Here is a 23,390-nt window from a genome sequence, read left to right as displayed (position 1 = left end):
GCCTTCCTGGAAACCGGTCGTCACACGAGATTAGAACGTGTTCTAGTTCTACCCGCGGCCGGGTTCCCAGCACAATAAGGCGTCAGAGCTGGTTTTCGGGGCCGATGACCGCCCAGACCGTCTTGCCGCTTGCGGTGGGCGTGCTGCCCCACGCGCGTGACAGCGCTTCGACGATCGCCAGGCCGGAGACGTCGATCCCGGTCGTCGGCGACGGCAGCCGAACGGCCGGGGCATGGCTGCTGTCGGACACTGCGATGGTCGCCGTCGGCCCGTGGCTCTCGAGCCGCATCACGGGAACGCTCGGGGTGTGTTCGAGGACGTTCTCGACGAACACGTTGACCACCACCAGGGCGACCGGAATGAGCGTGGATTGGGACCAGGTGGTGAGCCATTCGCGGACCAGGCGGCGCGACTCGCGCAGGCTGGTCAGGTCGGCGGGCAGCTGAGCGTCGGCGCGACGCACGGCGCGCCGGCTCTGCTGGCCGAGCGCCTTCAGCGCCGCCTTTTCGGTCGAGTACACCGGCATGAAGTAGGCGACGCCGCTGCGGGAGATGGCCTCGCGCGTTCCGCGGTGCGCGCAGACCAACACGATCGGAACATCCGGATTGCTGCGGACCTGCCAGTGCGCGCCGATGAAGGTGGACCACGCCAATTCGGCGAGCACCTTGAGCGCGGAGATGTTGACGATGACGGCAGCCGGCTCATCCAGCGTGGCCTGCAGGATGTGTTCGCGGAGCGTCGCGGAGTTGGTGGCGTCGAGGACACCGTCCACGGTCAGGACGGTCGCCGACTGATCGGTCCGCGTCGCGACGGCCAGCGAGCTGGGGGACTCAGCTACCGAGCTCACCACAGCAACCCCTTTCCCTGCGGGGGCCTCTGGTGTCGAGGCGCCCGGACGCCCGGCTGCGTCGCGTCGTCCGGTTCCATCCCTGCTCCTCGAATCACACCCGGGCCAACTGCTTGAGTATCCGCCCTCAGCGGCAAAAGTCTAATTGGGGGCAAGCGCGCCGGACGCCACCGGAAAGCGCAGCCCACGGGCGTGACATTGAAAACGCGCGCGGCGGGGAGCGCGGTGTGAGTGAGGCGCGTGCCCGTCCCCACCCGTGCGAGGCCCCTGCCTCTACCGCGCCGAACACATTGTTCGTTTTCGCTGCGCAGCACGCGCATCCCCCGGGACTACCACCTTCTGCGTTCCGCCAAACGCAATGACGAGGCCGGAGAAACCGTGGGTCGGGCGGGAAAGGTGGGTGGGTCAGCGCGACGCGTACGGCGGGGCGCCAACCCCGGCGACCGAGTGCGTGCCCCACGGCGTCCGTTCCACGATGCGGGCGGCGGCGCTGCGCCGGCCCACGGTCAACGTCGCGGTCCGTGCTTGCCCGAGCGCCTCGTCGGGCAGCGGCTGCGACGGCGATGCGGACACCGTCCCCTGCCAGTGGTAGCGGCCGTCGATCGGGTCGAGGTGTCCGGTGAGCCGGACCCGGACCGGATGGCGGACGCCGGCGATCTCCAGCGTCGCGGCGCCGTCATAGGTGTCGTCGCGCTCCGGTGCGCCGGCCGACAGGTCGAAGGCGGAGGCGACCGGCGGGGCCTGGTCGGGCGACAGCTGTGCGCGCTCGTTGAACACCCGCAGGCTGCTGGCGCGCACTTCTATGCGGCTGCTGGACGTGCGCTCCATCAGGCGCAGGCACTCGGCGATGTAGCGCGCCTGCGCGCCGGTGTCGGGCCCGGTGATGAAGAAGTAGTTGGGAAAGCCGCGAACCGCCACACCGTAGAACGGCTCCATCCCGTCGTGCCAGGCCTGCCGGATGGTCAGACCGCCGGCGCCGACGAACGCTTGATCGGCCGACTCCTCGGGAATGGAGAATCCGGTGCCGTAGATGATGGCGTCGACGTGATGGTCGGCGCCGTCGCGGGTGCGGATGCCCGACTCGGTGACCGCCGCTATCGGCGACCTTGCGACCGAAGGGCGATGGGCGTCGGCCGGCCGGAGTGGGTGCCGCAGCCGGCGTTTGGCGCGGGTGGACCACAGCGGTACCTCGGTGACGACCCTGCGCGGCGAGTGGGCGAAGACGGTGACCGACGCGGCCGCCCGGGTCAGCCGGCCGATCTGGTGGCCGGCGCTCGCGTCCGTGCCGACGATGGCGATGCGCTTGCCGTACGGATCGAACTCGGGTGCCCACGTCGCCGCGTGAAATGACTGTCCCGGGAAGGCGTCGCGGCCCGCGATGTCCGGCAGCCAGGGGACGAACGGCGGCTCGGCGGTGATGACGGCCCGCGCCCGCGCGGCCTCGCCGTCGGCCGTCGTCAACAGCCAGGTGTCTGTCGCGTCGTCGAACACCGACTGGACCCGCGCGACGTGCTCGTCGAGGACGACGAAGTCTGTGACGCCCGCGGCCGCCAACGCAGTGGGAGCGTCGGCGCGCGGGCCGAGGACGGCTACAAGGTGGCGGGAGTCAGCGAGGCCGCCCGGCCGCGTCACAGAAACCTGCTGCGCTTCCAGCCGCGGCGCGCGATCGGGCCGAGCAGGCCCACCTCGCTCAGGAACCCCGCCAGCGGGGCGAATCCGGCCACCTGCATCTCGCGGCGGTGCGGGCTGGTGCGCGCGATGTGTCGCGCCCGCCTCGGGTCCAGACCCGTGCGCGCGTACGGGATCGGATTGCTGAACAGGTAGTTGAAGAAATAGCCGCCCAGCCCGTTGATGTTGGCCATGAACCAGCGGTTGATCCGGGGCATTTCGGCCACGCGTTTACGGGCGCCGTCGCGGGCGAACTGGATGTGGCGCGCCTCCTCGGTGACGTGAATCCGCATGAGGCGCTGGATGATTGGCTGCAGCTCCGGGTCGTCCATCATCTGCCGCTGCAGCGAATCGAAGATTTCTTCACCGATCAGCGCGGCCACCCACAGCATCGAGCCGCGCTGAAACGCCAGCGGAAGCGCGTTGATGATCATCCGGTGAAACAGCCGCGGCCGCACCGGCTTTGCGCCGATACGCTCGATGGCCTTGCCGAACATGACCATGTGGCGGGTCTCGTCGCCCAACTCGGTCAGCTTGTAGTGGGTCGACTTGCTGGTGGGGTCCTCGTGCAGGATCGTTCGCAGCAGCGACTGATTGAGCATGTTCTCGAACCAGATCCCGGCCGACAGCGTGTTGACCAACTCCTGGCGCGAGAGCTCGATTTGTTGCTCGCGGGTCATCTCGTCCCACATCGGCGTGCCGTACAGCGACACCAGGCGCGGCGGCAGGTAGAACTTGTCCGGATCCAGCGGGGCGTCCCAGTCGATGTCAACGACCGGCTCGTAGGACTTTTTGACCGAGCCCCTCAGCAGGCGCTCCGAAAACTCTTCACGACTCGGCCCGCCTGGCTTCACCGCAGTTGTCATGCGCTGGCGTCCCTTCATTGGGTGCTTCAGACGGTACCCATGGTACTGGGTACTTTTGGCCCCGACTAGGCCCTTCAGGTTTCGATTCGGCAGTCTGATGCAAGAGACGAGGAGGGTTTCTTGGGCCGGCATATCCACGTCATCGGCATCGGCGCCGGCGACCCCGACTACGTGACCGTCCAGGCGATCGAGGCGCTCAACGACACCCAGGTGTTCTTCGCGATGGACAAGGGCGAGGCGAAAAGCGACCTGGTGGCGCTGCGACGGGAGATCTGCTCCCGGTTCATCCGCGGGCCCGGCTACCGCTTCGTCGAGCTGCCCGACCCCAAACGCGCGGCCGGCTCCGACTATCGCGAGGCCGTCTCGGACTGGCACGCCGCGCGGGCGCGGGTCTGGGCCGACGCGATCGCCGCCGAGCTGGGACCCGACGGTGTCGGCGCCTTCCTGGCCTGGGGGGACCCGTCGCTCTACGACAGCACCCTGCGCATCCTGGAGGCGGTGGCCACCGAGCTCGAGTTCACCTTCGATGTGATTCCGGGCATCACCGCGGTGCAGGCGCTGACCGCCCGGCATCGCATCCCACTCAACGAGGTCGGGGAACCGGTGCTCATCACCACCGGTCGGCAGCTGCGCGCGCACGGGTTGACCGGATCGGCGGTCGTCATGCTCGACGCCGAATGCTCCTTCCAGGCGTGCCCGCCCGACACCCGCATCTGGTGGGGCGCCTATCTGGGCACCGCCGACGAGCTGCTGGCGGCCGGCACCGTCGGCGAGGTCGCGGCGCGGATCGTGTCGCTGCGCGCCGACGCCCGCGCGCGGCACGGCTGGATCATGGACACCTATTTACTCAGACCGGCAGACTGAAGGGCGTGCCGGAACTGCCCGAGGTCGAAGCCCTGGCCGACCATCTGCGCCGCCATGCCGTCGGCCTGACGATCGGCCGCGTCGATGTCGGCGCGCTCTCCGTGCTGAAAACGTTCGATCCGCCGCTGGGCGCGCTGCACGGCCAAGCCGTGACCGGGGCCCACCGCTGGGGCAAGTACCTGGGGCTGCAGGCGGGAGAGCTGTCCTTGATCACCCACCTGTCGCGGGCGGGGTGGTTGCGGTGGTCGGACAAGCTGGCCGCGGCGCCGCTGCGGCCGGGCAAGGGCCCGATCGCCTTGCGCGTGCACCTCGGCACGCCCGGCGATGCGCCCGGCTTCGACCTCACCGAGGCCGGCACCCAGAAGCGTCTGGCCGTGTGGCTCGTCGGTGATCCGCAGTCCGTCCCCGGCATCGCCGCCCTCGGACCCGACGCGCTGGAGCTGACCGTCGACGATCTCGCCGGCCTGTTGGCCGGCAACACCGGCCGGATCAAGACGGTCATCACCGACCAGAAGGTGATCGCCGGCATCGGCAACGCCTACAGCGACGAAATCCTGCACGTTGCCAAGATTTCCCCGTTCGCCACCGCCGGCAAGCTGACCGATGAGCAGCTCACCGCCCTGCACGACGCGATGGTGTCGGTCCTGCGCGATGCGGTGAGCCGCTCCGTAGGCCAGGGCGCGGCCACGCTCAAGGGGGAGAAGCGCTCCGGACTGCGGGTGCACGCCCGCACCGGCCTGCCCTGCCCGGTGTGCGGGGACACCGTGCGCGAAGTCTCCTTCGCGGACAAGTCTTTTCAATACTGTCCGACGTGCCAGACCGGCGGCAAGGTGCTGGCCGACCGGCGGATGTCGCGGCTGCTCAAGTAGGCGGCGACCCGCGACTTGACACCTGTCGATATGCTGCCCGGATGACTCGTCAGAAGATCCTCATCACGGGTGCCAGCTCCGGCCTGGGCGCCGGCATGGCGCGGGCGTTCGCCGCGAAGGGCCGCGACCTGGCGCTGTGCGCCCGGCGCACCGACCGGCTCGACGAGCTGAAAGCCGAACTTTCCCAACAGTATCCGGGCATCAAGATCGCCGTGGCGGCGCTGGACGTCAATGACCACGAGCAGGTGCCGAAGGTCTTCGGTGAACTCAGCGACGAGCTCGGCGGCGTCGATCGTGTCATCGTCAACGCGGGCATCGGCAAGGGCGCGAAACTCGGCTCGGGCAAGCTGTGGGCCAACAAGGCGACCCTCGAGACCAACCTGGTTGCCGCGCTGGTGCAGATCGAGACCGCGCTGGAGATGTTCAACAAGGCCGGTTCGGGACATCTGGTTCTCATCTCGTCGGTGCTCGGCAACAAGGGCGTGCCGGGCGTCAAGGCCGCCTACGCGGCGAGCAAGGCCGGCTTGAGCTCGCTGGGGGAATCCCTGCGCGCCGAATACGCCAAGGGCCCCATCAAGGTTTCGGTCATCGAGCCCGGCTACATCGAGTCGGAGATGACGGCCAAGTCGAACAGCACGATGTTGATGGTGGACAACGAGACTGGCGTGAACGCTCTCGTCACCGCCATGGAGCGCGAGCCCGGCCGGGCGGCGGTGCCGTGGTGGCCGTGGGCGCCGCTGGTGCAGGTGATGCGGGTGCTGCCGCCCCCGCTCACCAAGTGGTTCGCCTGAATCAGTGCGGCACCGGCGTGTAATGCTCTGCGTCGCTCGTGAATTCGGGCTTGCCGTAGGTTGCCAGCCGTAGCTTGAGGAGCCCGATCACGTACGCGTCGGTGATGTCCCTGAGCACGGGGACGCGGCTGGCGTGGCTCACTGCGGTAAAACGTCCGATGATGAAGGGCGCGGTGAGGGCGACGCGCACGAGGTCCGTCGGCCCCATCGAGACACCCATCGCCTCGGCGACCTCACGATTCCCGTTGCAGAAGGTGCGAACGAAAGTGAGCTTGCTGAAACTCTTTTCGACCGCCTCCGCGCAACGGTCGAACAGCGTGGTGTCGGGGCGCAAGTAGGCCGCCATCGTGCCGCGGACGAGTTCTTGGCAGATGCTGTCGAACCCGTCGCGCAGCAGTGCCGAGCGCGCGTGCATCACGTGGACGATGTCGGCCGGTTCAGAGGGCAGCAGTTCTTCCGGTAGGCCGAGCAAAAAGCAGCGGTACCTGGCGAATTCGACGACCGCGCGCTCCTCGGGGGTGAACTCCGTCCGGCCCTGTTGGCGCGCCTTACGGGCCAGCAGGTACTGGCCGATCATGCCGGCCGGCATCTGGTCGACCTGCGGCACGGGCATGCCGTATACGGCGGCATCCCACTTGTCGGATTTCTTCAGGGCGTTGTAGCGGACCATGGAGTGCATCAGCCGGACCATGGCGGCCGCCTCGAAACCGGGGCCGAATCGATCCAGCGCACCGGGGAGGGTGGTGACGGCGAAGAAACTGGCGGTCTCGTTCACCCGGCGCGCGGCCCGCTTACCCGAGAGTGCGCCGGTGAGGGCCATCGGCAGCGCGGCGTAGGTGTTGGTGAAGGTCGCGATGAAGGCCCCGCGCGTGATGAAGGGTGCCAGCAGCGCTGCGGGAATCCGCTCGTGGCGGGCGCCCTCCCGGACCAGATCGAAGTCGATCCACTCCGGGGTCGCCTCCATGGCGGCGATGAACGAAACCAGTTCGGGGGGCGCGTCGGGCACCGACTCGATTCCCTCTCGGCAGGCCGTCTTGAGCATGTCGATCAGCTGGGCGACGCTGCGCGAAGTCATCAGTGCCGCATAGGGATCGGCGACGACGTCGCCGAGCAGGGTCGCCGTGCTCATCAACTCGACCACGCGGTCGTCTTGCAGAATCGGTGCGCGGTCGGCGATCCAGGCGGGCAGGGCCGAGTCGACGTTCGGTTCCGTGGCCAGACGGTCCGGCCGCCGGTCGAAGTCGAAGTCTCCATACAGGTCGGGCTGCAAATCGCGCTGGCTGCGCACTCGCGCGGCGAGCTCGGGGTAGTACGTGACCATCGCTGCCTCCGATTAACTAACAGTTCGTGAGCAATACTCACAAGTTGTTAGTTATGCTGTCAAGCATGAGTGCGGGCAGCCCGAAGCGGCGCATGACCGGCGAGGGCCGGCGCGAGCAGATCCTCGACGTCACTCACGCGATCGTCGACGCCGAGGGTTTCCACGCGGCCACGCCCAACCGCATCGCCGGGGCCGCCGGCATCAATCGGTCGTTGATCTATCAGCTGTTCGGCGACCCGGCGGGACTCTTCGTCGCACTGATCGACCGTGAGGCGGCGCGGGCCGGCGCCCAATTCGCCGAGGCGGTCTCGGGGTTGGATGCCGTCGCCGGGGACCAGTCGCTGGTCGTCGCGTTCGACGGGGTGCTGGCCGCGGTCGACGCCCATCCGGCGACGTGGCGGCTGTTCCTGTTTCCGCCGCAGGGCGCTCCGCCGGAGTTGTATACGCGGCTGGCGCAATCGCAGGCCGTCGTGCTGGAGTTCTTCGTCACCGAATTGCTGCGCATCAATCCTCACGTGCACGACCCGGAGTACACCGCGCGGATCCTGCACGCGGCCGGACGCGAACTGCTGCAGTTGCACCTGAGCGAGCCGCAGACCGCGACGGTGGAACGTTTGCGTACCTTTGTACGGCGATTGGGCTCCGACGTCATGAGCCGCACGGGCTGACTAGCTGGTGCGCCCGCGTTCGGTCCGGTAGCGGCGCACCAGCGCGTCGGTCGAGCTGTCGGACTGGCGCTCCGGCGAGCCGTCCGACGTGATCACCGGCAGCAGCGCCTTGGCCTGGGTCTTGCCCAGCTCCACCCCCCACTGGTCGAACGAGTCGATGCCCCAGACGACGCCCTCGGTGAAGACCTGATGCTCGTAGAGGGCGATCAGCTGGCCCAGCACCGACGGCGTGAGCCGGTCGGCCAGGATCGAGGTCGACGGCCGGTTGCCGGGCATCACCTTGTGCGGCACGATGTCGGCCGGCGTGCCTTCGGCGGCGATCTCCTCGGCCGTCTTTCCGAACGCGAGCACCTGGGTCTGGGCGAAGAAGTTGCTCATCAACAGGTCGTGCATGCTTCCGGTGCCCTCGACCGTGGGCAGGTCGTCGAGGGGCTGGCTGAAGCCGATGAAGTCGGCCGGCACCAGCCGGGTGCCCTGGTGCAGCAACTGGTAGAAGGCGTGCTGGCCGTTGGTTCCCGGTTCGCCCCAGAAGATTTCGCCGGTATCGGTGGTGACCGGGGTGCCGTCCGCGCGCGTCGACTTGCCGTTGGATTCCATGGTCAGCTGTTGCAGATAGGCGGCGAAGCGGGACAGATCGTTGGAATACGGCAGCACCGCGCGCGACTGAGCTCCCATGAAGTTGGAGTACCACAGCCCGATCAGTCCCAGCAGCGCCGGCGCGTTGGACTCCAGCGGGGCGGTCTTGAAATGCCGGTCCACGATGTGGAATCCGGACAGGAAATCGGCGAACGCCTCCTTGCCGATCGCCGCCATCACCGACAGGCCGATCGCCGAGTCGACCGAGTACCGTCCGCCGACCCAATCCCAGAAGCCGAACATGTTGTCGGTGTTGATGCCGAAGTCGTCGACCAGGCGTTTGTTGGTGGAGACCGCCACGAAATGCTTGGACACCGCGGCGTCGCCGAGCGCGTCGGTCAGCCAGCGGCGCGCGGCGGTCGCGTTGGTGAGGGTCTCCAGCGTCGAGAACGTTTTCGATGCGACGATGAAAAGCGTTGTGGCAGGGTCTAAGTCGGCCAGGGTGGCGATGAGGTCGGCGGGGTCGACGTTGGAGACGAAGCGGGCCGAAATACCTGCGTCGGCGTAATGACGCAGCGCCTGATACACCATCACCGGGCCCAGGTCCGACCCACCGATGCCGATGTTGACCACGGTGCTGATTCTTTGTCCGGTGGCCCCGGTCCATTCACCGCTGCGTAACCGGTCGGTGAAGTCACCCATCCGGTCCAGCACGGCGTGCACGTCCTCGACGACGTTGTGGCCGTCGACGATCAGCTCGGCGTCGCGGGGCAGCCGCAGCGCGGTGTGCAAGACCGCCCGGTCCTCCGAGACGTTGATGTGCACGCCCGCGAACATCTGGTCACGACGCTCCTCGAGGTTAGCGGCGCGCGCCAAATCGATGAGCAGCCGCAGCGTTTCTCGGGTGATGCGGTGTTTGCTGTAGTCGATGTAGAGGTCACCGACCGAGACGGTGAGTTCGCAGCCTCGGTCGGGATCCTCGTCGAAGAACTGGCGCAGATGCGTCGCGCCGATCTGTTCGTGATGCCTGCGCAGGGCGTCCCACGCTGGGGTGGCGGTGATGTCGGGGAGGCTTTGCGCGGAGGTCATACTCCGACCCTAGTGACGGTCGCAAGCGCGGTGTAGCCGGGCGCGGCGGGCCGTCACCGTGGGTTTGGTGACGGTCGCAAGCGCGGTGTAGCCGGGCGCGGCGGGCCGTCACCGTGGGTTTGGTGACGGTCGCAAGCGCGGTGTAGCCGGGCGCGGCGGGCCGTCACCGTGGGTTTGGTGACGGTCGCAAGCGCGGTGTAGCCGGGCGCGGCGGGCCGTCACCGTGGCGCAACGCGAGCGACCCAGCCAGGCGTGACTGGCGACCTCAGTGACCCAGCCGGCCCCTGCCCAACCGCAGCAGCAGGATCGCGAGGTCCTTGCCGTCGGGACCGAGCTCGCTGTAGCGCTCGATGACCTTCATCTCGCGGCTGTGCACCAGCCGCGTGCCGCCGGATGCCATCCGGACCTTGCCGATCGCCTGGGACACCTCGGTGCGCCGCTTCACCGCGGCCAGGATCTCGGCGTCCAACCGGTCGATCTCGTGGCGCAAGTCGTCGATGCTCAACTCTTCGGCGTCGGTCGTCTGTGGGGGTTCCACCGTCTCAACCTTCATCTCTGCTAACTCCGCGTTCTCGGGATGTGGGGGTTGTGGTCTCATCCTGTTTCGGGCCTCACAAAAGAGAAGAGCCCCGGTCTTGAGGAAGCGGACCACGGGGCTCTGACGAAAGCAGCTAGACCACGGGGACCGCGAACCGGTACCCGTAGAAAAATCGGCGGCAGTTCGGGGTGAAGGACTGCCGACGGCACTGCGCGTTGAGCACCAAACGAGTGTGCCACTAAAATCGGTTCCCGCGCAAAAACGTCGGCGTGAACTGGCCATTACGCGCCGAGTGGCCGAGCCGGACGCGGTTGAGCCGGCGCACCGGGACATGGTTGCTTACCGGTGTGGATTGCATTAACGCCGGGGGAAATTGAGCGCCGACGGCGTATTTGGCGGCATTGGCCCGGCGCAAATCCCGGTCCGATTATCGGCCACTTTTAGACGTGGGTGCAATTATTTTCCATCGCAAATGCGGTCGCTTATCGGATTGCGAAACTCCCATTGTGTCGGCGTGGATTTGGCCGGTGCGGGGCGTCGGAGGGACTAGCCTGATCTGACGCCTGGACGTGTTGCGTCGGTGGGCGGCGGTAAGTTTGGACCAACATGAGTGTGTATGTAACCGATGCCAATCTGGCCTCCGAGGCAGATCAGCTACTCGAAGGCCTCAACCCGCAACAGCGCCAGGCGGTGGTGCACGAGGGCTCGCCGCTGCTGATCGTCGCGGGGGCCGGTTCGGGCAAGACTGCGGTGTTGACGCGCCGCATCGCCTACCTGATCGCGGCGCGCGGTGTCGGGGTGGGCCAGATCCTGGCCATCACGTTCACCAACAAGGCGGCGGCCGAGATGCGCGAACGCGTGGTGCGGCTGGTGGGCAACCGGGCCCGCGCCATGTGGGTGTCCACCTTCCACTCGACGTGCGTGCGCATCCTGCGCAACCAGGCGTCCCTGATCGACGGCCTCAATTCCAACTTCTCGATCTACGACGCCGACGACTCCCGCCGCCTGCTGCAGATGATCGGGCGCGACATGGGGCTCGACATCAAGCGCTACTCGCCGCGGCTGTTGGCCAACGCCATCTCCAATCTGAAGAACGAGCTGATCGACCCCGCCGAGGCGGTGGCCAAGCTGACGGACGATTCCGATGACCTCGTTCGCACCGTGGCCTCCGTATACGGCGAATACCAGCGGCGGCTGCGCGCGGCCAACGCCCTGGACTTCGACGACCTGATCGGCGAGACCGTCGCGGTGCTGCGGGCCTTCCCGCAGATCGCCCAGCATTACCGGCGGCGGTTCCGTCATGTCCTGGTCGACGAGTACCAGGACACTAATCACGCCCAGTACGTGCTGGTTCGGGAACTGGTCGGCCACGACGCCACAGAAGAATCGCCCGACGACGTTCCGCCTGCGGAATTGTGCGTGGTGGGTGACGCCGACCAGTCGATCTACGCGTTCCGCGGCGCCACAATTCGCAACATCGAGGACTTCGAGCGCGACTACCCGGACGCGACAACCATTCTGCTGGAACAGAATTACCGCTCGACGCAGAACATCCTGTCGGCGGCGAACTCGGTGATCGCCCGCAACTCCGGCCGCCGCGAGAAACGGCTCTGGACCGACGCCGGTGCCGGCGAGCTGATCGTCGGCTACGTCGCGGACAACGAGCACGACGAGGCGAGGTTCGTCGCCGAGGAAATCGATGCGCTCGCCGACCGCGGCGAAATCACCTACAACGACGTGGCCGTGTTCTATCGCACCAACAACTCCTCGCGGTCGTTCGAAGAGGTGTTCATTCGCGCTGGGATTCCCTACAAAGTCGTTGGGGGAGTGCGCTTTTACGAGCGCAAGGAGATCCGTGACATCGTCGCCTATCTGCGGGTGCTGGACAACCCGGGTGATGCGGTCAGCATGCGGCGGATCCTCAACACCCCGCGTCGGGGCATCGGTGATCGCGCCGAGGCCTGCGTGGCCGTCTACGCCGAGAACACCGGCGCGAGTTTCAACGACGCGTTGGTGGCGGCCGCCGAAGGCAGAGTGCCGATGCTCAATTCGCGTGCGGAGAAGGCAATCGCGGGCTTCGTCGAGCTGCTCGACGAGCTCAGGGGCCGACTGGACGAGGATCTCGGTGATCTGGTCGAGTCGGTCCTCGAACGTACCGGCTACCGCCGCGAGCTGGAGTCCTCCACCGATCCGCAGGACCTGGCCAGGTTGGACAACCTCAACGAACTCGTCAGCGTGGCACACGAATTCAGCACCGACCGGGCCAACGCCGCCGCGCTGGACGAGTCGTTGGAGGCCCCGGACGACGAGGACGTGCCGGACACCGGTGTGCTCGCGGAGTTCCTGGAACGGGTCTCCCTGGTTTCCGACAGCGACGAGATTCCCGACGACGGCGCCGGCATGGTCACCCTGATGACTCTGCACACCGCCAAGGGGCTGGAATTCCCCGTGGTGTTCGTCACCGGCTGGGAGGACGGCATGTTCCCGCACATGCGGGCGCTGGACGACCCGACCGAGCTGTCCGAGGAGCGGCGGCTGGCCTATGTCGGCATCACCCGCGCCCGTCAGCGGCTGTACCTGAGCAGGGCCATCGTCCGATCCTCCTGGGGGCAGCCGATGCTGAACCCGGAATCGCGCTTCCTGCGCGAGGTTCCGCAGGAACTCATCGAGTGGCGGCGCACCGCGCCGGCGTCGTCGTTCAGCGCGCCGGTGAGCGGTGCCGGCCGGTTCGGCACCCCGCGCGCGGCGCCGACCCGCTCGGGTGCGGGCAAGCGGCCGTTGCTGGTGCTCGAGCCCGGTGACCGGGTGACCCACGACAAGTACGGGCTCGGGCGCGTCGAGGAGGTGTCCGGCGTCGGCGAATCGGCCATGTCGCTCATCGACTTCGGCAGCGCGGGCCGGGTCAAGCTCATGCACAACCACGCGCCGATCAGCAAGCTCTAGTCGCAACCTCCCGGCCGTCGGAAGGCCTGCCAACGTGAGGTGATCCGGGAATTTGATATCGCGGGTGATATCGGATTCCGAAGTCGCTTATTGGTCGGGCCGCGGTGAACCGGGTGATCACCCTGCGGTCGCGACGACCCGGCCATCAGGCCGGCGGGTCAGGCCTCCAACCAGCGTTTGGTGCGCGGGTGCATCGCCAGCACCACGCTGGCGATCGGTAGCAACGGCAGCAGGTGCACGATCCATGCCACGCGGGCACCGGCGATGAACACGCCCAGGTACGTCAGCACGGCGACCACGGCGCCGACGACGATGAGGAAGCGCCCAAACGGCCGGTGCTGCAGCAGCATGATGACGCCCGAGACCGTGGTCACGGCGAACACCAGGGCCAGGAACGCGACCGCGACGCAGAAGAGCCGGTCGGACCGCCACCAGCCGGCGACCAGGTCGGTCGCCACCACCGACGTGGCCCACCCGCTGACGATGCTGACGGCGCAGGCGGCGACGGCCGTCCGGTCGCTCGGCCCATCGGCCGGCGCACCCGGCGTGCCTGGCAGCCCCGCGCGAGACGGGCCCTGGTAGGGCGGTGGTTGTGCGGCGATGTGCGTGGTCGGGGTTTCCGGCGCTATGGGGACGGGTCCGGTGGGTGCCCGGCGGATGATGCGGGTCTTCGGGTCCGACGGCGACGCGGATTCGGGCGATGGCGGACCGGGAGGTGGCTGATCGGGCGCGGTCACCTCAACCAGCGTAGTTACCGACCATAAGACCCCGCTTAGCCAGCCATGGGACGGGATCGATTCGCTCGGTGCCCCCCTGGAGCACCTCGAAATGCAGGTGAGGGCCGGTGGAGTTACCCCGGTTGCCCATGGTGGCGATCTGGTCGCCGGCCATTACGCGCTGGCCGACGCTGACCAGCGTGGTGTTGACGTGGCCGTAGAGCGTGACCGTGCCGTCGGCGTGGCGCAGTTTGACCAGCATGCCGTAGCCGGCGGCGGGACCCGAGTCGATGACCACGCCGTCGGACACCGCGTAGATCGGCGTCCCGATCGAGTTGGCCAGGTCGATGCCGGCGTGCAGCACTCCCCAGCGGTAACCGAAGTTGGAGGTGAAGATGCCCTTCGTCGGCATCACGTAGAGCGGCTGCTGCAGCCGTGCCTCACGCTGAGCGCGGTCGTTGGCGAACGCGACGCCCTTGGCGAGCTCCTGGTTGTGCACCGCGGCGGTCGCCGCCGGCTGCAGCGCGACGACCTGGGCACCGCGGATGGTGTTGTTGGCCGAACCGCCGGTGAGCGCCGACGCGTTCGCGGTCAGCACGGCCTCGGTCTTCGGCGTGTCGGCGTGGCTGGTGGCGGTGTGCGCAGCCGCGGCGGCCGCGCCCGCGGCCATCGCCGAGATCAGCAGGCGGCCCCGGGCCGCGCTGGTCGGCTCCTTGCGGTGCGCTCCGCCGTGCCGGGCGACGGCGACGACGTCGGTGGTGTGCACGCGACGGGGACGGGGCTCGGCGGCGGGCGCGATGACCACCCGCGGCAGCACCTCGGTGACGGGCGCGGCCAGCCACAGCGGGGTCGGGTCGTCGGCCTCGTTCAGGTCGTCGAGCTCGGGGGCCAGCAACACCTGCGCCTCGTTGTCGAAGGTGGAGTCGTTGCTGTAGTCGAGGTCGCCAAGATCGCAGACCTCGTCGCGCCAATCCAGGTCATCGAAATCGAACCCGTCGAGCGGGAGGATTTCGGTGACTTCGTTGCGATGGGGCTCGGTACCCCGGCCGCCTGCCGCGCGACCAACCCTCACCACACCTGCTGTTTCAGCAGTAGAAGGAGCAAAACGGTGCTGGGACAAGCTGAAATGTCCTCGTATCGTGACCATAACGTTATCTGGACCCTGAGACGGTATCCGCTAACTCGCGGAACTGGCAACCTCGTCGAGCAATCCCGCCGAAATTGTGATTTGGGTCACGAACGGGGTACGCCGCTGAGCCGTGAGCTGTGCCACATCGCCGGACGCGCCGGAAAGGGGCGGTTGGCCAGTGGATACAGTTCGTCCGTGCGAGTTGCCGATCGCGGCACCGCCCATCAAGAGGCCTAGCAGTTGAGTCGAGCGAAGACAGAGAGTCCATGGACCTTTTCGAGTATCAAGCCAAAGAATTGTTCGTCAAGCACAACGTACCGACCACGCCGGGGCGGGTGACCGACACCGCTGAGGGCGCAAGGGAAATCGCGACCGAGGTTGGCGCTCCGGTGATGGTCAAGGCGCAGGTGAAGGTCGGCGGCCGCGGCAAGGCGGGCGGCGTCAAGTACGCGGCCACCCCCGACGACGCCTACGAACACGCGAAGAACATCCTCGGCCTCGACATCAAGGGCCATGTCGTGAAGAAGCTGCTGGTCGCCGAGGCCAGCGACATCGCCGAGGAGTACTACATCTCCTTCCTGCTCGACCGGGCCAACCGCACCTACCTCGCCATGTGCTCGGTCGAGGGCGGCATGGAAATCGAAGAGGTCGCCGCCACCAAGCCCGAGCGGCTCGCCAAGGTGCCGGTGGACGCGGTCAAGGGCGTCGACCTGGCGACCGCGCGTTCCATCGCCGAGAAGGGCCACCTGCCCGCCGAGGTGCTCGACGCCGCCGCGGTGACCATCAACAAGCTGTGGGAGCTCTTCGTCGCCGAGGACGCCACCCTGGTCGAGGTCAACCCGCTGGTGCGCACCCCCGACGACCAGATCCTGGCGCTGGACGGCAAGGTCACCCTGGACGCCAACGCCGACTTCCGTCAGCCCGGCCACGCCGAGTTCGAGGACCGCGACGCCACCGACCCGCTAGAGCTCAAGGCCAAGGAGCACGACCTCAACTACGTCAAGCTGGACGGTGCAGTCGGCATCATCGGCAACGGCGCGGGCCTGGTCATGTCCACCCTCGACGTCGTCGCCTACGCCGGCGAGAAGCACGGCGGGGTCAAACCGGCCAACTTCCTCGACATCGGGGGTGGCGCCTCGGCTGAGGTGATGGCCGCGGGCCTCGACGTCATCCTGAACGACAAGCAGGTCAAGAGCGTGTTCGTGAACGTGTTCGGCGGCATCACCTCGTGTGACGCCGTCGCCAACGGCATCGTGACCGCACTCAACATGCTCGGCGACGAGGCCAACAAGCCGCTCGTGGTGCGCCTGGACGGCAACAACGTCGACGAAGGCCGGCGCATCCTGGCCCAGGCCAACCACCCGCTGGTGATCCAGGCCGACACGATGGACGCCGGAGCCGACAAAGCCGCCGAGCTGGCGAACAAGTAAGGGAGCCAACACATGTCGATCTTCCTGAACAAGGATTCCAAGGTCATCGTCCAGGGCATCACGGGCGGCGAGGGCACCAAGCACACCGCGCTGATGCTGAAGGCCGGCACCCAGGTGGTGGGCGGGGTGAACGCCCGCAAGGCGGGCACCACCGTCTCGCACGTCGACCCGGTCGGCAAGGACGTCGAGCTGCCGGTGTTCGCCACCGTCGCGGAAGCGATGAAGGAGACCGGCGCCGACGTGTCCGTCGTCTTCGTGCCGCCGAAGTTCGCCAAGGACGCGATCATCGAGGCGATCGACGCCGAGATCCCGCTGCTGGTCGTCATCACCGAGGGAATTCCGGTGCAGGACACCGCTTATGCGTGGGCCTACAACGTCGACAAAGGGCAGAAGACCCGCATCATCGGGCCGAACTGTCCCGGGATCATCACGCCGGGCGAGGCGCTGGCCGGTATCACGCCGGCCAACATCACCGGCCCGGGCCCGGTCGGCCTGGTGTCCAAGTCGGGCACGCTGACCTACCAAATGATGTACGAGCTGCGCGATTTCGGGTTTACCACCTCGATCGGCATCGGCGGCGACCCCGTGATCGGGACCACGCACATCGATGCCATCGAGGCGTTCGAGAAGGACCCCGACACCAAGGTCATCGTGATGATCGGTGAGATCGGCGGCGACGCCGAGGAGCGCGCGGCCGACTACATCAAGGCCAACGTCTCCAAACCGGTCGTCGGCTACGTCGCGGGATTCACCGCCCCGGAAGGCAAGACGATGGGCCACGCCGGTGCCATCGTGTCCGGCTCGTCGGGCACCGCGGCCGCCAAGAAGGAAGCCCTGGAGGCCGCCGGCGTCAAGGTGGGCAAGACCCCGTCGGAGACGGCGGCCCTGGCGCGGGAGATCCTGCAGAGCCTGTAGTTCCAATCGCGGCCGCGGTTTCGTTCCGTCCCCGGCCATCGGTTAGCCTGTCGAACTAACAGTTGCCAGGAGGTTCGTCATGCCGGTGGATCCGCGTACTCCGGTGCTCGTTGGGGTCGGACAGTTCACCGAGCGCATCGACGACCCCGACTATCGGGGCATGTCGGCGGTCGACCTCGCGACCGCGGCCACGCAGGCGGCTCTCGCGGACGTCGGCGCCAGAGGCGTTGCCAAGGCGGTCGACACGGTCTTCGGGCTGCGGCAGTTCGAGATCTCCGGACCTATGCCGGCGACCCTGGGTAAGTCCAACAACTACCCGCGTTCGGTGATGAAGCGGCTGGGCGGCGACCCGGCCCGCGTGGTACTCGAACCGGTCGGGGGGCAGGGCCCGCAGAAGCTGGTCACCGAGGCGGGCAACACGATCGCGGCCGGCGCAGCTGATGTCGTGCTGATCATGGGCTCCGAGCCGGGGTCGACGGCTCGTTACTTCGCGAACCGTGATGACAAGCCCGACTTCACCGAACACGTCGAGGGTCAGCTGGAGGATCGCGGCCACCAGATCTCCAGCTATATCGACGAATACACGATCCAGCACGGCTTGACCGGCGCACCCGTGCAGTACGGGCTCCTGGAGAACGCCCGGCGCGCACGCCTTAGGCGGGGGGTGGCCGACTATCGGCGCGAAATGGCCGAACTGTTCGCCCCGATGTCGAAAGTGGCTGCCAAGAACCGGTTTTCGTCATCGCCGGTCGAACGGTCGATCGACGAGATCATCACTATCACTGACGACAACCGGATGATCAGTGACCCGTATCCGCGTCTGCTCGTCGCCCGTGACCAGGTCAACCAGGGCGCCGCGGCGGTGCTGATGTCGGTGGAGGCGGCGAGGAGCCTCGGGGTGGCCGAGGACAACTGGGTTTATCTGCACGGCCATTCGGACATGGTCGAGCAGGCGATGCTCGACCGCGCCGACCTGGGCGCCAGCCCGGCCGCCGTCCATGCGGCGCACGAAGCGTTGCGGGTGGCCGGAATCGGTGTCGACGACATCGCCACCTTCGATCTGTACAGCTGCTTTCCGTTTCCGGTGTTCGTCATCTGCGAAGCCCTGGGCATCGACGGCGACGACCCGCGCGGCCTGACCCTCACCGGAGGGTTGCCGTATTTCGGCGGCCCCGGCAACAGCTATTCGCTGCACGGCATCGCCGAGACGGTCGCCCAGATGCGGGACAGGCCAGGGGAATTCGGGTTCGTCGGCGCCAACGGCGGCATCATGAGCAAGTACTCGGTCGGTATTTACTCGACCACGCCGGTGGAGTGGCGCGCGGACAACTGTGCGGAGCTGAACAAGGAGGTCGCCGCGCTGCCCAAGGTCGACGTCACGAAAAAGCCGGACGGTGCGGCAACCATCGAGACGTACTCCGTGCGCTACGACTGGCCGGTCCGCACCGGCATCATCGTCGGCAGGCTCGCCGCGGACCGCACGCGATTCATGGCCACCACCGACGACGACGATCTCGTGGCTTTGATGTGCGACGGCGACCCACTCGGTGCGGAGATCTTCGTGTGGTCAACCGACAACGGCAATCGGGCTTCGCTGGGGTAGACCGGCGGTCCCGGCTCCGACCGGCTCACCCGGTCGGACTCCCGCCGCCGGCCGCGCGACACATAAACCACGGAGGCGACACGCCGTGGACGGTCGCCGTGGTTTATGTCTCGCGGGGGTGAATGACGTCGGGGGTGGACCCGGGCGTTAAACCAGGGCGGCCAGCTTGCCCGCCAGCCGCTCGACGTAGGCGGCGACCTCGTCCTCGGACTTGTCCGGCAGGCCGAACAGCACCTCGGTCACCCCCAGCTCGGCCCACTTGGCCAGCTTCTCGGGGATCGGCTTGAAGTCCAGCGCCACGATCTGCGGGGCGCCGTCGCGGCCGGCGGCCGCCCAGATGTCCTGCAACAACTTCACCGGCTCGTCGATGTCGAAGTCGCGCGGCGTGGTGATCCAGCCGTCGGCACTGCGGGCGATCCACTTGAAGTTCTTCTCGTTGCCCGCGGCACCCACCAGCACCGGAATGTGCGGCTGCACGGGCTTGGGCCAGGCCCAGCTCGGGCCGAACTTGACGAACTCGCCGTCGTAGGAGGCTTCCTCTTGGGTCCACAGCGCGCGCATCGCTTCGAGGTACTCGCGCAGGCAGGTGCGGCGGCGTCCGGCCGGCACGCCGTGGTCGGCGAGCTCGTCGGTGTTCCAGCCGAACCCGACGCCCAGGCTCACCCGTCCGCCGGACAGGTGGTCGAGGGTGGCAATGCTTTTCGCCAACGTGATCGGGTCGTGTTCGACGGGCAGCGCGACCGCCGTGGACAGCCGCACCCGCGAGGTGACGGCAGACGCCGCGCCCAGACTTACCCATGGGTCTAGCGTCCGCATGTAGCGGTCGTCGGGCAGCGACGCGTCGCCCGTCGTCGGGTGCGCCGCCTCCCGCTTGATCGGGATGTGCGTGTGTTCTGGCACGTAAAAGGTCGTGAAGCCGTGTTCGTCGGCAAGCTTCGCCGCCGACGCCGGAGAGATGCCGCGGTCACTGGTAAAAAGCACAAGCCCGTAATCCATGGGGAGAATTAGAACGTGTTCTACCTCCGCTGAGCAAGCGGCCGCCGCGCCTGCCGTCCCGGGCGAGGCCCGCGGCACGGATCGCGGTCCAAGCCGGTGGCCACGGCACGGGCGTTCCGAAGTGCGCTAGCGTGGTTGATCGATCGCGTCGCAACGCAACCGCCGGGCACGGCGTTTATGGAACGGCGCGCCCGCAAGCACAGCGTCGCGACCCGACCGTCGCGCCCGGCAAGGCACTTCACAGGCAAAGCAACAGGAGGAGCCAATGACCTACTCGCCCGGTAGCCCCGGATACCAACCCTCGCCGCAGGGCGGCTCCTACGCAGGCGGCACTCCGTCGTTCACCAAGGACGACGACGGCGCCACCAAGCTCCCGCTCTACCTGAACATCGCGGTGGTCGTGCTCGGCCTGGCGGTGTATCTGCTGAACTTCGGGCCGACGTTCACCATCGGCGCCGACCTGGGCCCGGGCGTCGGCGGACGCGCCGGGGACGCGGGCACCGCGGTCATCGTGGCGGTCCTGGCCGCACTGCTGGCCGGCCTGAGCCTGGTGCCCAAGGCCAAGAACTACGCCGGCATCGTCGCGGTCATCGCGGTCCTCGGGGCGTTGCTGGCCATCACCGAGACCATCAACCTGCCCACCGGCGTCTCGATCGGCTGGGCGATGTGGCCCCTGGTGGCGTGCGCCGTGCTGCAGGCGATCGCCGCCGTCGTCGCCGTGTTGTTGGAGGCGGGCGTGATCACGGCGCCTGCGCCGCGGCCCAAGTACGACCCCTACGCCCAGTACGGCCAGTACGGGCAGTACGGGCAATACGGCCAGCAGCCCTATTACGGTCAGCCCGGCCAGCAGCAGTCCCCGCAGCATCCGGGATACGGCTCGCAGTACGGGGGTTATCCCAGCCAGGCCCCGACCCAAACCGCCGTCCAGACGGGCGGTTTCGGCGCCCAGCCCGCGCCGCAGTCCGGCCCCCAGCAGGCCGCGCAGCAAGGGCCGTCCACGCCGCCGACGGGGTTCCCCAGCTTCAGCCCGCCGCCCGCGGCCGGTGCGGGCTCCGAGGGTTCGGCGCCCAATTACTCCGGCCAGCCCGGCCAGCAGCCCTACGGCCAGGAGCAGCAGCCGCCCTCGTCGCCGTCTGGTCCAGCGCCGTCCTAACCGTGCGGTTCCGCGCCTAGTCGGGACGTGCGCCGAGAGTGACACGGGTGGAAAACAACCGGCCGGCGGGCGCTCGCCAGGCTCGTGACCTTGTCCGGGTCGCATTCGGCCCTGCGGTGGTGGCCCTGGTCGTCATCGCCGCGGTCACGCTGTTGCAGTTGTTGATCGCCAACAGCGACATGACCGGCGCGTTGGGCGCGATCGCGAGCATGTGGCTCGGCGTCCACCAGGTGCCGATTTCGATCGGCGGCCGCGAACTGGGCGTGATGCCGCTGCTGCCGGTGCTGTTGATGATCTGGGCCACCGCGCGCAGCACGGCCCGCGCCACGTCGCCGTATTCCTCGTGGCTGGTGATCCGCTGGGTCGTCGCGTCGGCCCTCGGGGGTCCCCTGCTGATCGCCGCGATCGCCTTGGCGGTCATCCACGACGCGTCGTCGGTGATCACCGAGCTGCAAACGCCCAGCGCCCTGCGCGCGTTCGCCAGCGTTCTGGTGGTGCACGCCATCGGTGCCGCGTTCGGCGTGTGGTCGCGGGTGGGACGACGGGCGTTGGCGGCGTCGCCGCTGCCGCTGTGGCTGGGCGACGCCCTGCGCGCCGCGTCCGCCGGCGTGCTGGCGTTATTCGGGCTATCCGGCTTGGTCACCGCCGCCTCGCTGGTGGTGCATTGGGCGACGATGCAGGACCTCTACGGGATCACCGAATCGATATTCGGCCAGTTCAGCCTCACCGTGCTGTCGATGTTGTACGCGCCGAACGTCATCGTCGGCACGTCAGCGATGGCGGTCGGGTCCAGCGCTCACCTCGGCTTCGCGACGTTCAGTTCGTTCACCGTCTTCGGGGGCGACATCCCGGCGCTGCCGATCCTGGCCGCGGCCCCCAGGCCGCCGCTCGGGCCGGTGTGGGTCGCCCTGCTCATCATCGGCGCCTCGTCCGGGGTGGTGGTCGGGCAGCAATGCGCCCGTCGCGCGCTGCCGCTGATCCCGGCGATGGGCAAGCTCCTGGTCGCGTCGGCCGTCGGCGCGTTGGCGATGTGCCTGCTCGCATACGGCGGCAGCGGGCGGCTGGGCAACTTCGGCGATGTCGGCGTCGACCAGGGCGCCTTGTTGATCGGGGTGTTCTTCTGGTTCTCGGTCGTCGGCGGCATCACGCTGGTGATGAGCGGCGGCGTCAGGGCCCGGCCCCGCCGGCCCAGGCTCGCGCCGGCCGCCGCGGAAGAACCGGCGGACTTTGCCGAGGTCTTTGAAGAGCCGGACGCCGACGCCGACGACGAGCCGCCGGTCGGACCTCCCGACCACGACGACGTCGACGGGCCTGGCGCACCGGTCAGCGACGACGACGCATCGCTGGGCGACGACGTCGGCGCCCCGCCGCCCGACGACGCGGAGCCGAGCGCGACCGACCGCGAGTCCGGCGAGTAGCTGCCACTAGGCTCTGTGCTTGTGGCCGAACCGCTCCATGTGCCCCCGAGTGCGCCGGCACGGGTGGTGGTGCTGGCATCGGGCACCGGATCACTGCTGAGCTCGCTGCTCGATGCCGCCGTCGGCGAGTACCCGGCCCGCGTGGTCGCCGTCGGCGCCGATCGCGACTGCCTGGCCACCGAGATCGCCGCGCGGGCGGCGCTGCCGACCTTCACCGCCCGGCTCGGCGACCATCCCGGCCGCGCCGCCTGGGACGCGGCCATCACCGAAGCGACCGCCGCGCACTCACCCGACTTGGTCGTGTCGGCGGGCTTCATGAAAATACTTGGGCCACAGTTCCTTTCGCGCTTCTCTGGACGGATCATCAACACCCATCCGGCGTTGTTGCCGGCGTTCCCGGGTGCGCACGGAGTGGCCGACGCGTTGGCCTACGGCGTCAAGGTCACGGGTTGTACGGTGCATCTGGTGGACGCCGGGACGGACACCGGGCCGATCTTGGCCCAGCAATCCGTGCCGGTGCTCGACGGCGACAGCGAAGAGACCCTGCATGAACGCATCAAGGTCACCGAACGGAAGCTCCTGGTGGACGTGGTGGCCGAGATCGCGACCGGAGGCCTGACCCTGGTCGGAAGAACAGCGACGATCGGACGAAAGGCGACCACACGATGAGCACCGACGACTGGCCGGAGACGGCGAAAAGGCCGATCCGCCGCGCGTTGATCAGCGTCTACGACAAGACCGGCCTGGTCGACCTCGCCCGGGGCCTGACGGACGCGGGCGTCGAGATCGTCTCGACCGGATCGACGGCGAAGACCATTGCCGACAAAGGCATTCCGGTCACCCGGGTGGAGGAGCTGACTGGCTTTCCCGAGGTGCTCGACGGCCGGGTCAAGACGCTGCACCCCCGGGTGCACGCCGGCCTGCTCGCCGATCTCCGCAAACCCGAGCACGCCGCGGCGCTCGAGGAACTCGGTGTCGCCGCCTTCGAAC

Annotated in this window: 19 protein-coding genes and 4 pseudogenes; 14 read left to right on the top strand and 9 right to left on the bottom strand. The window is 68.0% G+C overall.

What is annotated here, in order from left to right; all coding sequences use genetic code 11:
* Positions 1-82: 82 nt before the first annotated feature.
* Together A9X03_RS07770 and A9X03_RS07765 are read right to left on the bottom strand one after the other, a co-directional pair.
* Complete coding sequence (locus A9X03_RS07770; protein WP_067753730.1) at positions 83-847, bottom strand: STAS domain-containing protein; 765 nt, start codon at positions 845-847, stop codon at positions 83-85.
* A 405-nt stretch (positions 848-1,252) separates the two neighbouring features.
* Complete coding sequence (locus A9X03_RS07765) at positions 1,253-2,236, bottom strand: DUF4873 domain-containing protein (protein ID WP_231968920.1); 984 nt, start codon at positions 2,234-2,236, stop codon at positions 1,253-1,255.
* Positions 2,237-2,443: 207 nt separating this feature from the next.
* On the opposite strand from A9X03_RS07765, the pseudogene A9X03_RS30120 reads away from it, so the two are divergent.
* Positions 2,444-2,536 (top strand): annotated as a pseudogene (locus tag A9X03_RS30120) (hypothetical protein); the annotation flags it as partial.
* Positions 2,537-2,586: 50 nt separating this feature from the next.
* On the opposite strand, the pseudogene A9X03_RS07760 reads toward A9X03_RS30120, so the two are convergent.
* Positions 2,587-3,381: pseudogene (locus tag A9X03_RS07760) on the bottom strand (diiron oxygenase); the annotation flags it as partial.
* 120 nt (positions 3,382-3,501) lie between these two features.
* Between A9X03_RS07760 and cobF the strand changes: the two are divergent.
* The 4 genes and pseudogenes from cobF to A9X03_RS07745 all read left to right on the top strand — a co-directional run bounded on the left by cobF (position 3,502) and on the right by A9X03_RS07745 (position 5,905).
* A complete protein-coding gene (gene cobF, locus A9X03_RS07755; RefSeq protein WP_067753648.1) occupies positions 3,502-4,245 on the top strand; it encodes a precorrin-6A synthase (deacetylating) in 744 nt (247 codons plus the stop codon).
* A gap of 5 nt (positions 4,246-4,250) precedes the next feature.
* A pseudogene (locus tag A9X03_RS30115) lies at positions 4,251-4,493 on the top strand (DNA-formamidopyrimidine glycosylase family protein); the annotation flags it as partial.
* A gap of 126 nt (positions 4,494-4,619) precedes the next feature.
* Positions 4,620-5,114: a zinc finger domain-containing protein gene (locus A9X03_RS30110; RefSeq protein ID WP_369807418.1), complete on the top strand. Its 495-nt coding sequence runs from the start codon at positions 4,620-4,622 to the stop codon at positions 5,112-5,114.
* 41 nt (positions 5,115-5,155) lie between these two features.
* Positions 5,156-5,905, top strand: coding sequence for an SDR family oxidoreductase (locus A9X03_RS07745; RefSeq protein WP_067753641.1), 750 nt, complete (start codon positions 5,156-5,158; stop codon positions 5,903-5,905).
* 1 nt (position 5,906) lies between these two features.
* Here the strand turns inward: A9X03_RS07745 and A9X03_RS07740 are convergent, their stop codons facing one another.
* Complete coding sequence (locus A9X03_RS07740; RefSeq protein ID WP_067753638.1) at positions 5,907-7,226, bottom strand: oxygenase MpaB family protein; 1,320 nt, start codon at positions 7,224-7,226, stop codon at positions 5,907-5,909.
* Between the two features lie 92 nt (positions 7,227-7,318).
* Here A9X03_RS07740 and A9X03_RS07735 point away from each other — a divergent pair, with 92 nt between their 5' ends.
* Entirely contained in the window at positions 7,319-7,894 is a 576-nt protein-coding gene (locus A9X03_RS07735; protein ID WP_067753727.1) for a TetR/AcrR family transcriptional regulator, read from the top strand.
* Here A9X03_RS07735 and pgi read toward each other — a convergent pair whose 3' ends face one another.
* Together pgi and A9X03_RS07725 are read right to left on the bottom strand one after the other, a co-directional pair.
* Positions 7,895-9,559, bottom strand: coding sequence for a glucose-6-phosphate isomerase (pgi, locus tag A9X03_RS07730; RefSeq protein ID WP_068260457.1), 1,665 nt, complete (start codon positions 9,557-9,559; stop codon positions 7,895-7,897).
* A 265-nt stretch (positions 9,560-9,824) separates the two neighbouring features.
* Positions 9,825-10,157 (bottom strand): chorismate mutase, encoded by a 333-nt coding sequence (locus A9X03_RS07725; protein WP_082950482.1) that lies wholly within the window; start codon positions 10,155-10,157, stop codon positions 9,825-9,827.
* 546 nt (positions 10,158-10,703) lie between these two features.
* Here A9X03_RS07725 and pcrA point away from each other — a divergent pair.
* Positions 10,704-13,040 carry a DNA helicase PcrA gene (gene pcrA, locus A9X03_RS07720; RefSeq protein WP_067758166.1) on the top strand — a complete coding sequence of 779 codons (2,337 nt, stop codon included), beginning with the start codon at positions 10,704-10,706 and terminating at the stop codon, positions 13,038-13,040.
* A gap of 158 nt (positions 13,041-13,198) precedes the next feature.
* On the opposite strand, the gene A9X03_RS07715 is transcribed toward pcrA, so the two are convergent.
* A complete protein-coding gene (locus A9X03_RS07715) occupies positions 13,199-13,777 on the bottom strand; it encodes a hypothetical protein (protein WP_067758163.1) in 579 nt (192 codons plus the stop codon).
* Position 13,778: 1 nt separating this feature from the next.
* A complete protein-coding gene (locus A9X03_RS07710) occupies positions 13,779-14,828 on the bottom strand; it encodes a M23 family metallopeptidase (RefSeq protein WP_156670187.1) in 1,050 nt (349 codons plus the stop codon).
* Positions 14,829-15,151: 323 nt separating this feature from the next.
* Here A9X03_RS07710 and sucC point away from each other — a divergent pair, with 323 nt between their 5' ends.
* From sucC to A9X03_RS07695, 3 genes are all read left to right on the top strand, one after another.
* Entirely contained in the window at positions 15,152-16,315 is a 1,164-nt protein-coding gene (sucC, locus tag A9X03_RS07705; RefSeq protein ID WP_067758160.1) for an ADP-forming succinate--CoA ligase subunit beta, read from the top strand.
* Between the two features lie 12 nt (positions 16,316-16,327).
* A complete protein-coding gene (gene sucD / locus A9X03_RS07700) occupies positions 16,328-17,230 on the top strand; it encodes a succinate--CoA ligase subunit alpha (RefSeq protein ID WP_067758157.1) in 903 nt (300 codons plus the stop codon).
* Positions 17,231-17,309: 79 nt separating this feature from the next.
* Positions 17,310-18,833: an acetyl-CoA acetyltransferase gene (locus tag A9X03_RS07695; protein WP_068260454.1), complete on the top strand. Its 1,524-nt coding sequence runs from the start codon at positions 17,310-17,312 to the stop codon at positions 18,831-18,833.
* A 147-nt stretch (positions 18,834-18,980) separates the two neighbouring features.
* On the opposite strand, the gene A9X03_RS07690 is transcribed toward A9X03_RS07695, so the two are convergent.
* Positions 18,981-19,829 carry an LLM class F420-dependent oxidoreductase gene (locus A9X03_RS07690; protein ID WP_067758152.1) on the bottom strand — a complete coding sequence of 283 codons (849 nt, stop codon included), beginning with the start codon at positions 19,827-19,829 and terminating at the stop codon, positions 18,981-18,983.
* A gap of 265 nt (positions 19,830-20,094) precedes the next feature.
* Here A9X03_RS07690 and A9X03_RS07685 point away from each other — a divergent pair, with 265 nt between their 5' ends.
* The 4 genes and pseudogenes from A9X03_RS07685 to purH form a co-directional block, all read left to right on the top strand.
* Complete coding sequence (locus tag A9X03_RS07685; protein ID WP_067758149.1) at positions 20,095-20,982, top strand: DUF5336 domain-containing protein; 888 nt, start codon at positions 20,095-20,097, stop codon at positions 20,980-20,982.
* A 47-nt stretch (positions 20,983-21,029) separates the two neighbouring features.
* Complete coding sequence (locus A9X03_RS07680) at positions 21,030-22,400, top strand: DUF6350 family protein (RefSeq protein ID WP_068260451.1); 1,371 nt, start codon at positions 21,030-21,032, stop codon at positions 22,398-22,400.
* Between the two features lie 21 nt (positions 22,401-22,421).
* The gene (purN, locus tag A9X03_RS07675; protein ID WP_068260474.1) at positions 22,422-23,069 is read left to right on the top strand and encodes a phosphoribosylglycinamide formyltransferase; all 648 of its coding nucleotides are present in this window, start codon (positions 22,422-22,424) and stop codon (positions 23,067-23,069) included.
* Positions 23,066-23,390 (top strand): annotated as a pseudogene (purH, locus tag A9X03_RS07670) (bifunctional phosphoribosylaminoimidazolecarboxamide formyltransferase/IMP cyclohydrolase); the annotation flags it as partial. The gene purN and the pseudogene purH, both read left to right, overlap by 4 nt.

It is taken from the genome of Mycobacterium sp. E1715 (assembly GCF_001667625.1).
In the GTDB taxonomy this organism is placed as follows: domain Bacteria; phylum Actinomycetota; class Actinomycetes; order Mycobacteriales; family Mycobacteriaceae; genus Mycobacterium.
The sequence above is the reverse complement of the archived record's forward strand: the minus strand, read 5'-3'. Positions and strand labels throughout refer to the sequence as shown.

Excerpts from the sequence above, each read along its gene's own strand:
- A9X03_RS07745 (WP_067753641.1), top strand. The coding sequence starts at position 5,156 with ATGACTCGTCAGAAGATCCTCATCACGGGTGCCAGCTCCGGCCTGGGC.
- A9X03_RS07740 (WP_067753638.1), bottom strand. The coding sequence starts at position 7,226 with ATGGTCACGTACTACCCCGAGCTCGCCGCGCGAGTGCGCAGCCAGCGC.
- A9X03_RS07735 (WP_067753727.1), top strand. The coding sequence starts at position 7,319 with ATGACCGGCGAGGGCCGGCGCGAGCAGATCCTCGACGTCACTCACGCG.
- pgi (WP_068260457.1), bottom strand. The coding sequence starts at position 9,559 with ATGACCTCCGCGCAAAGCCTCCCCGACATCACCGCCACCCCAGCGTGG.
- A9X03_RS07725 (WP_082950482.1), bottom strand. The coding sequence starts at position 10,157 with ATGAGACCACAACCCCCACATCCCGAGAACGCGGAGTTAGCAGAGATG.
- pcrA (WP_067758166.1), top strand. The coding sequence starts at position 10,704 with ATGAGTGTGTATGTAACCGATGCCAATCTGGCCTCCGAGGCAGATCAG.
- sucC (WP_067758160.1), top strand. The coding sequence starts at position 15,152 with ATGGACCTTTTCGAGTATCAAGCCAAAGAATTGTTCGTCAAGCACAAC.
- sucD (WP_067758157.1), top strand. The coding sequence starts at position 16,328 with ATGTCGATCTTCCTGAACAAGGATTCCAAGGTCATCGTCCAGGGCATC.
- A9X03_RS07695 (WP_068260454.1), top strand. The coding sequence starts at position 17,310 with ATGCCGGTGGATCCGCGTACTCCGGTGCTCGTTGGGGTCGGACAGTTC.
- A9X03_RS07690 (WP_067758152.1), bottom strand. The coding sequence starts at position 19,829 with ATGGATTACGGGCTTGTGCTTTTTACCAGTGACCGCGGCATCTCTCCG.
- A9X03_RS07685 (WP_067758149.1), top strand. The coding sequence starts at position 20,095 with ATGACCTACTCGCCCGGTAGCCCCGGATACCAACCCTCGCCGCAGGGC.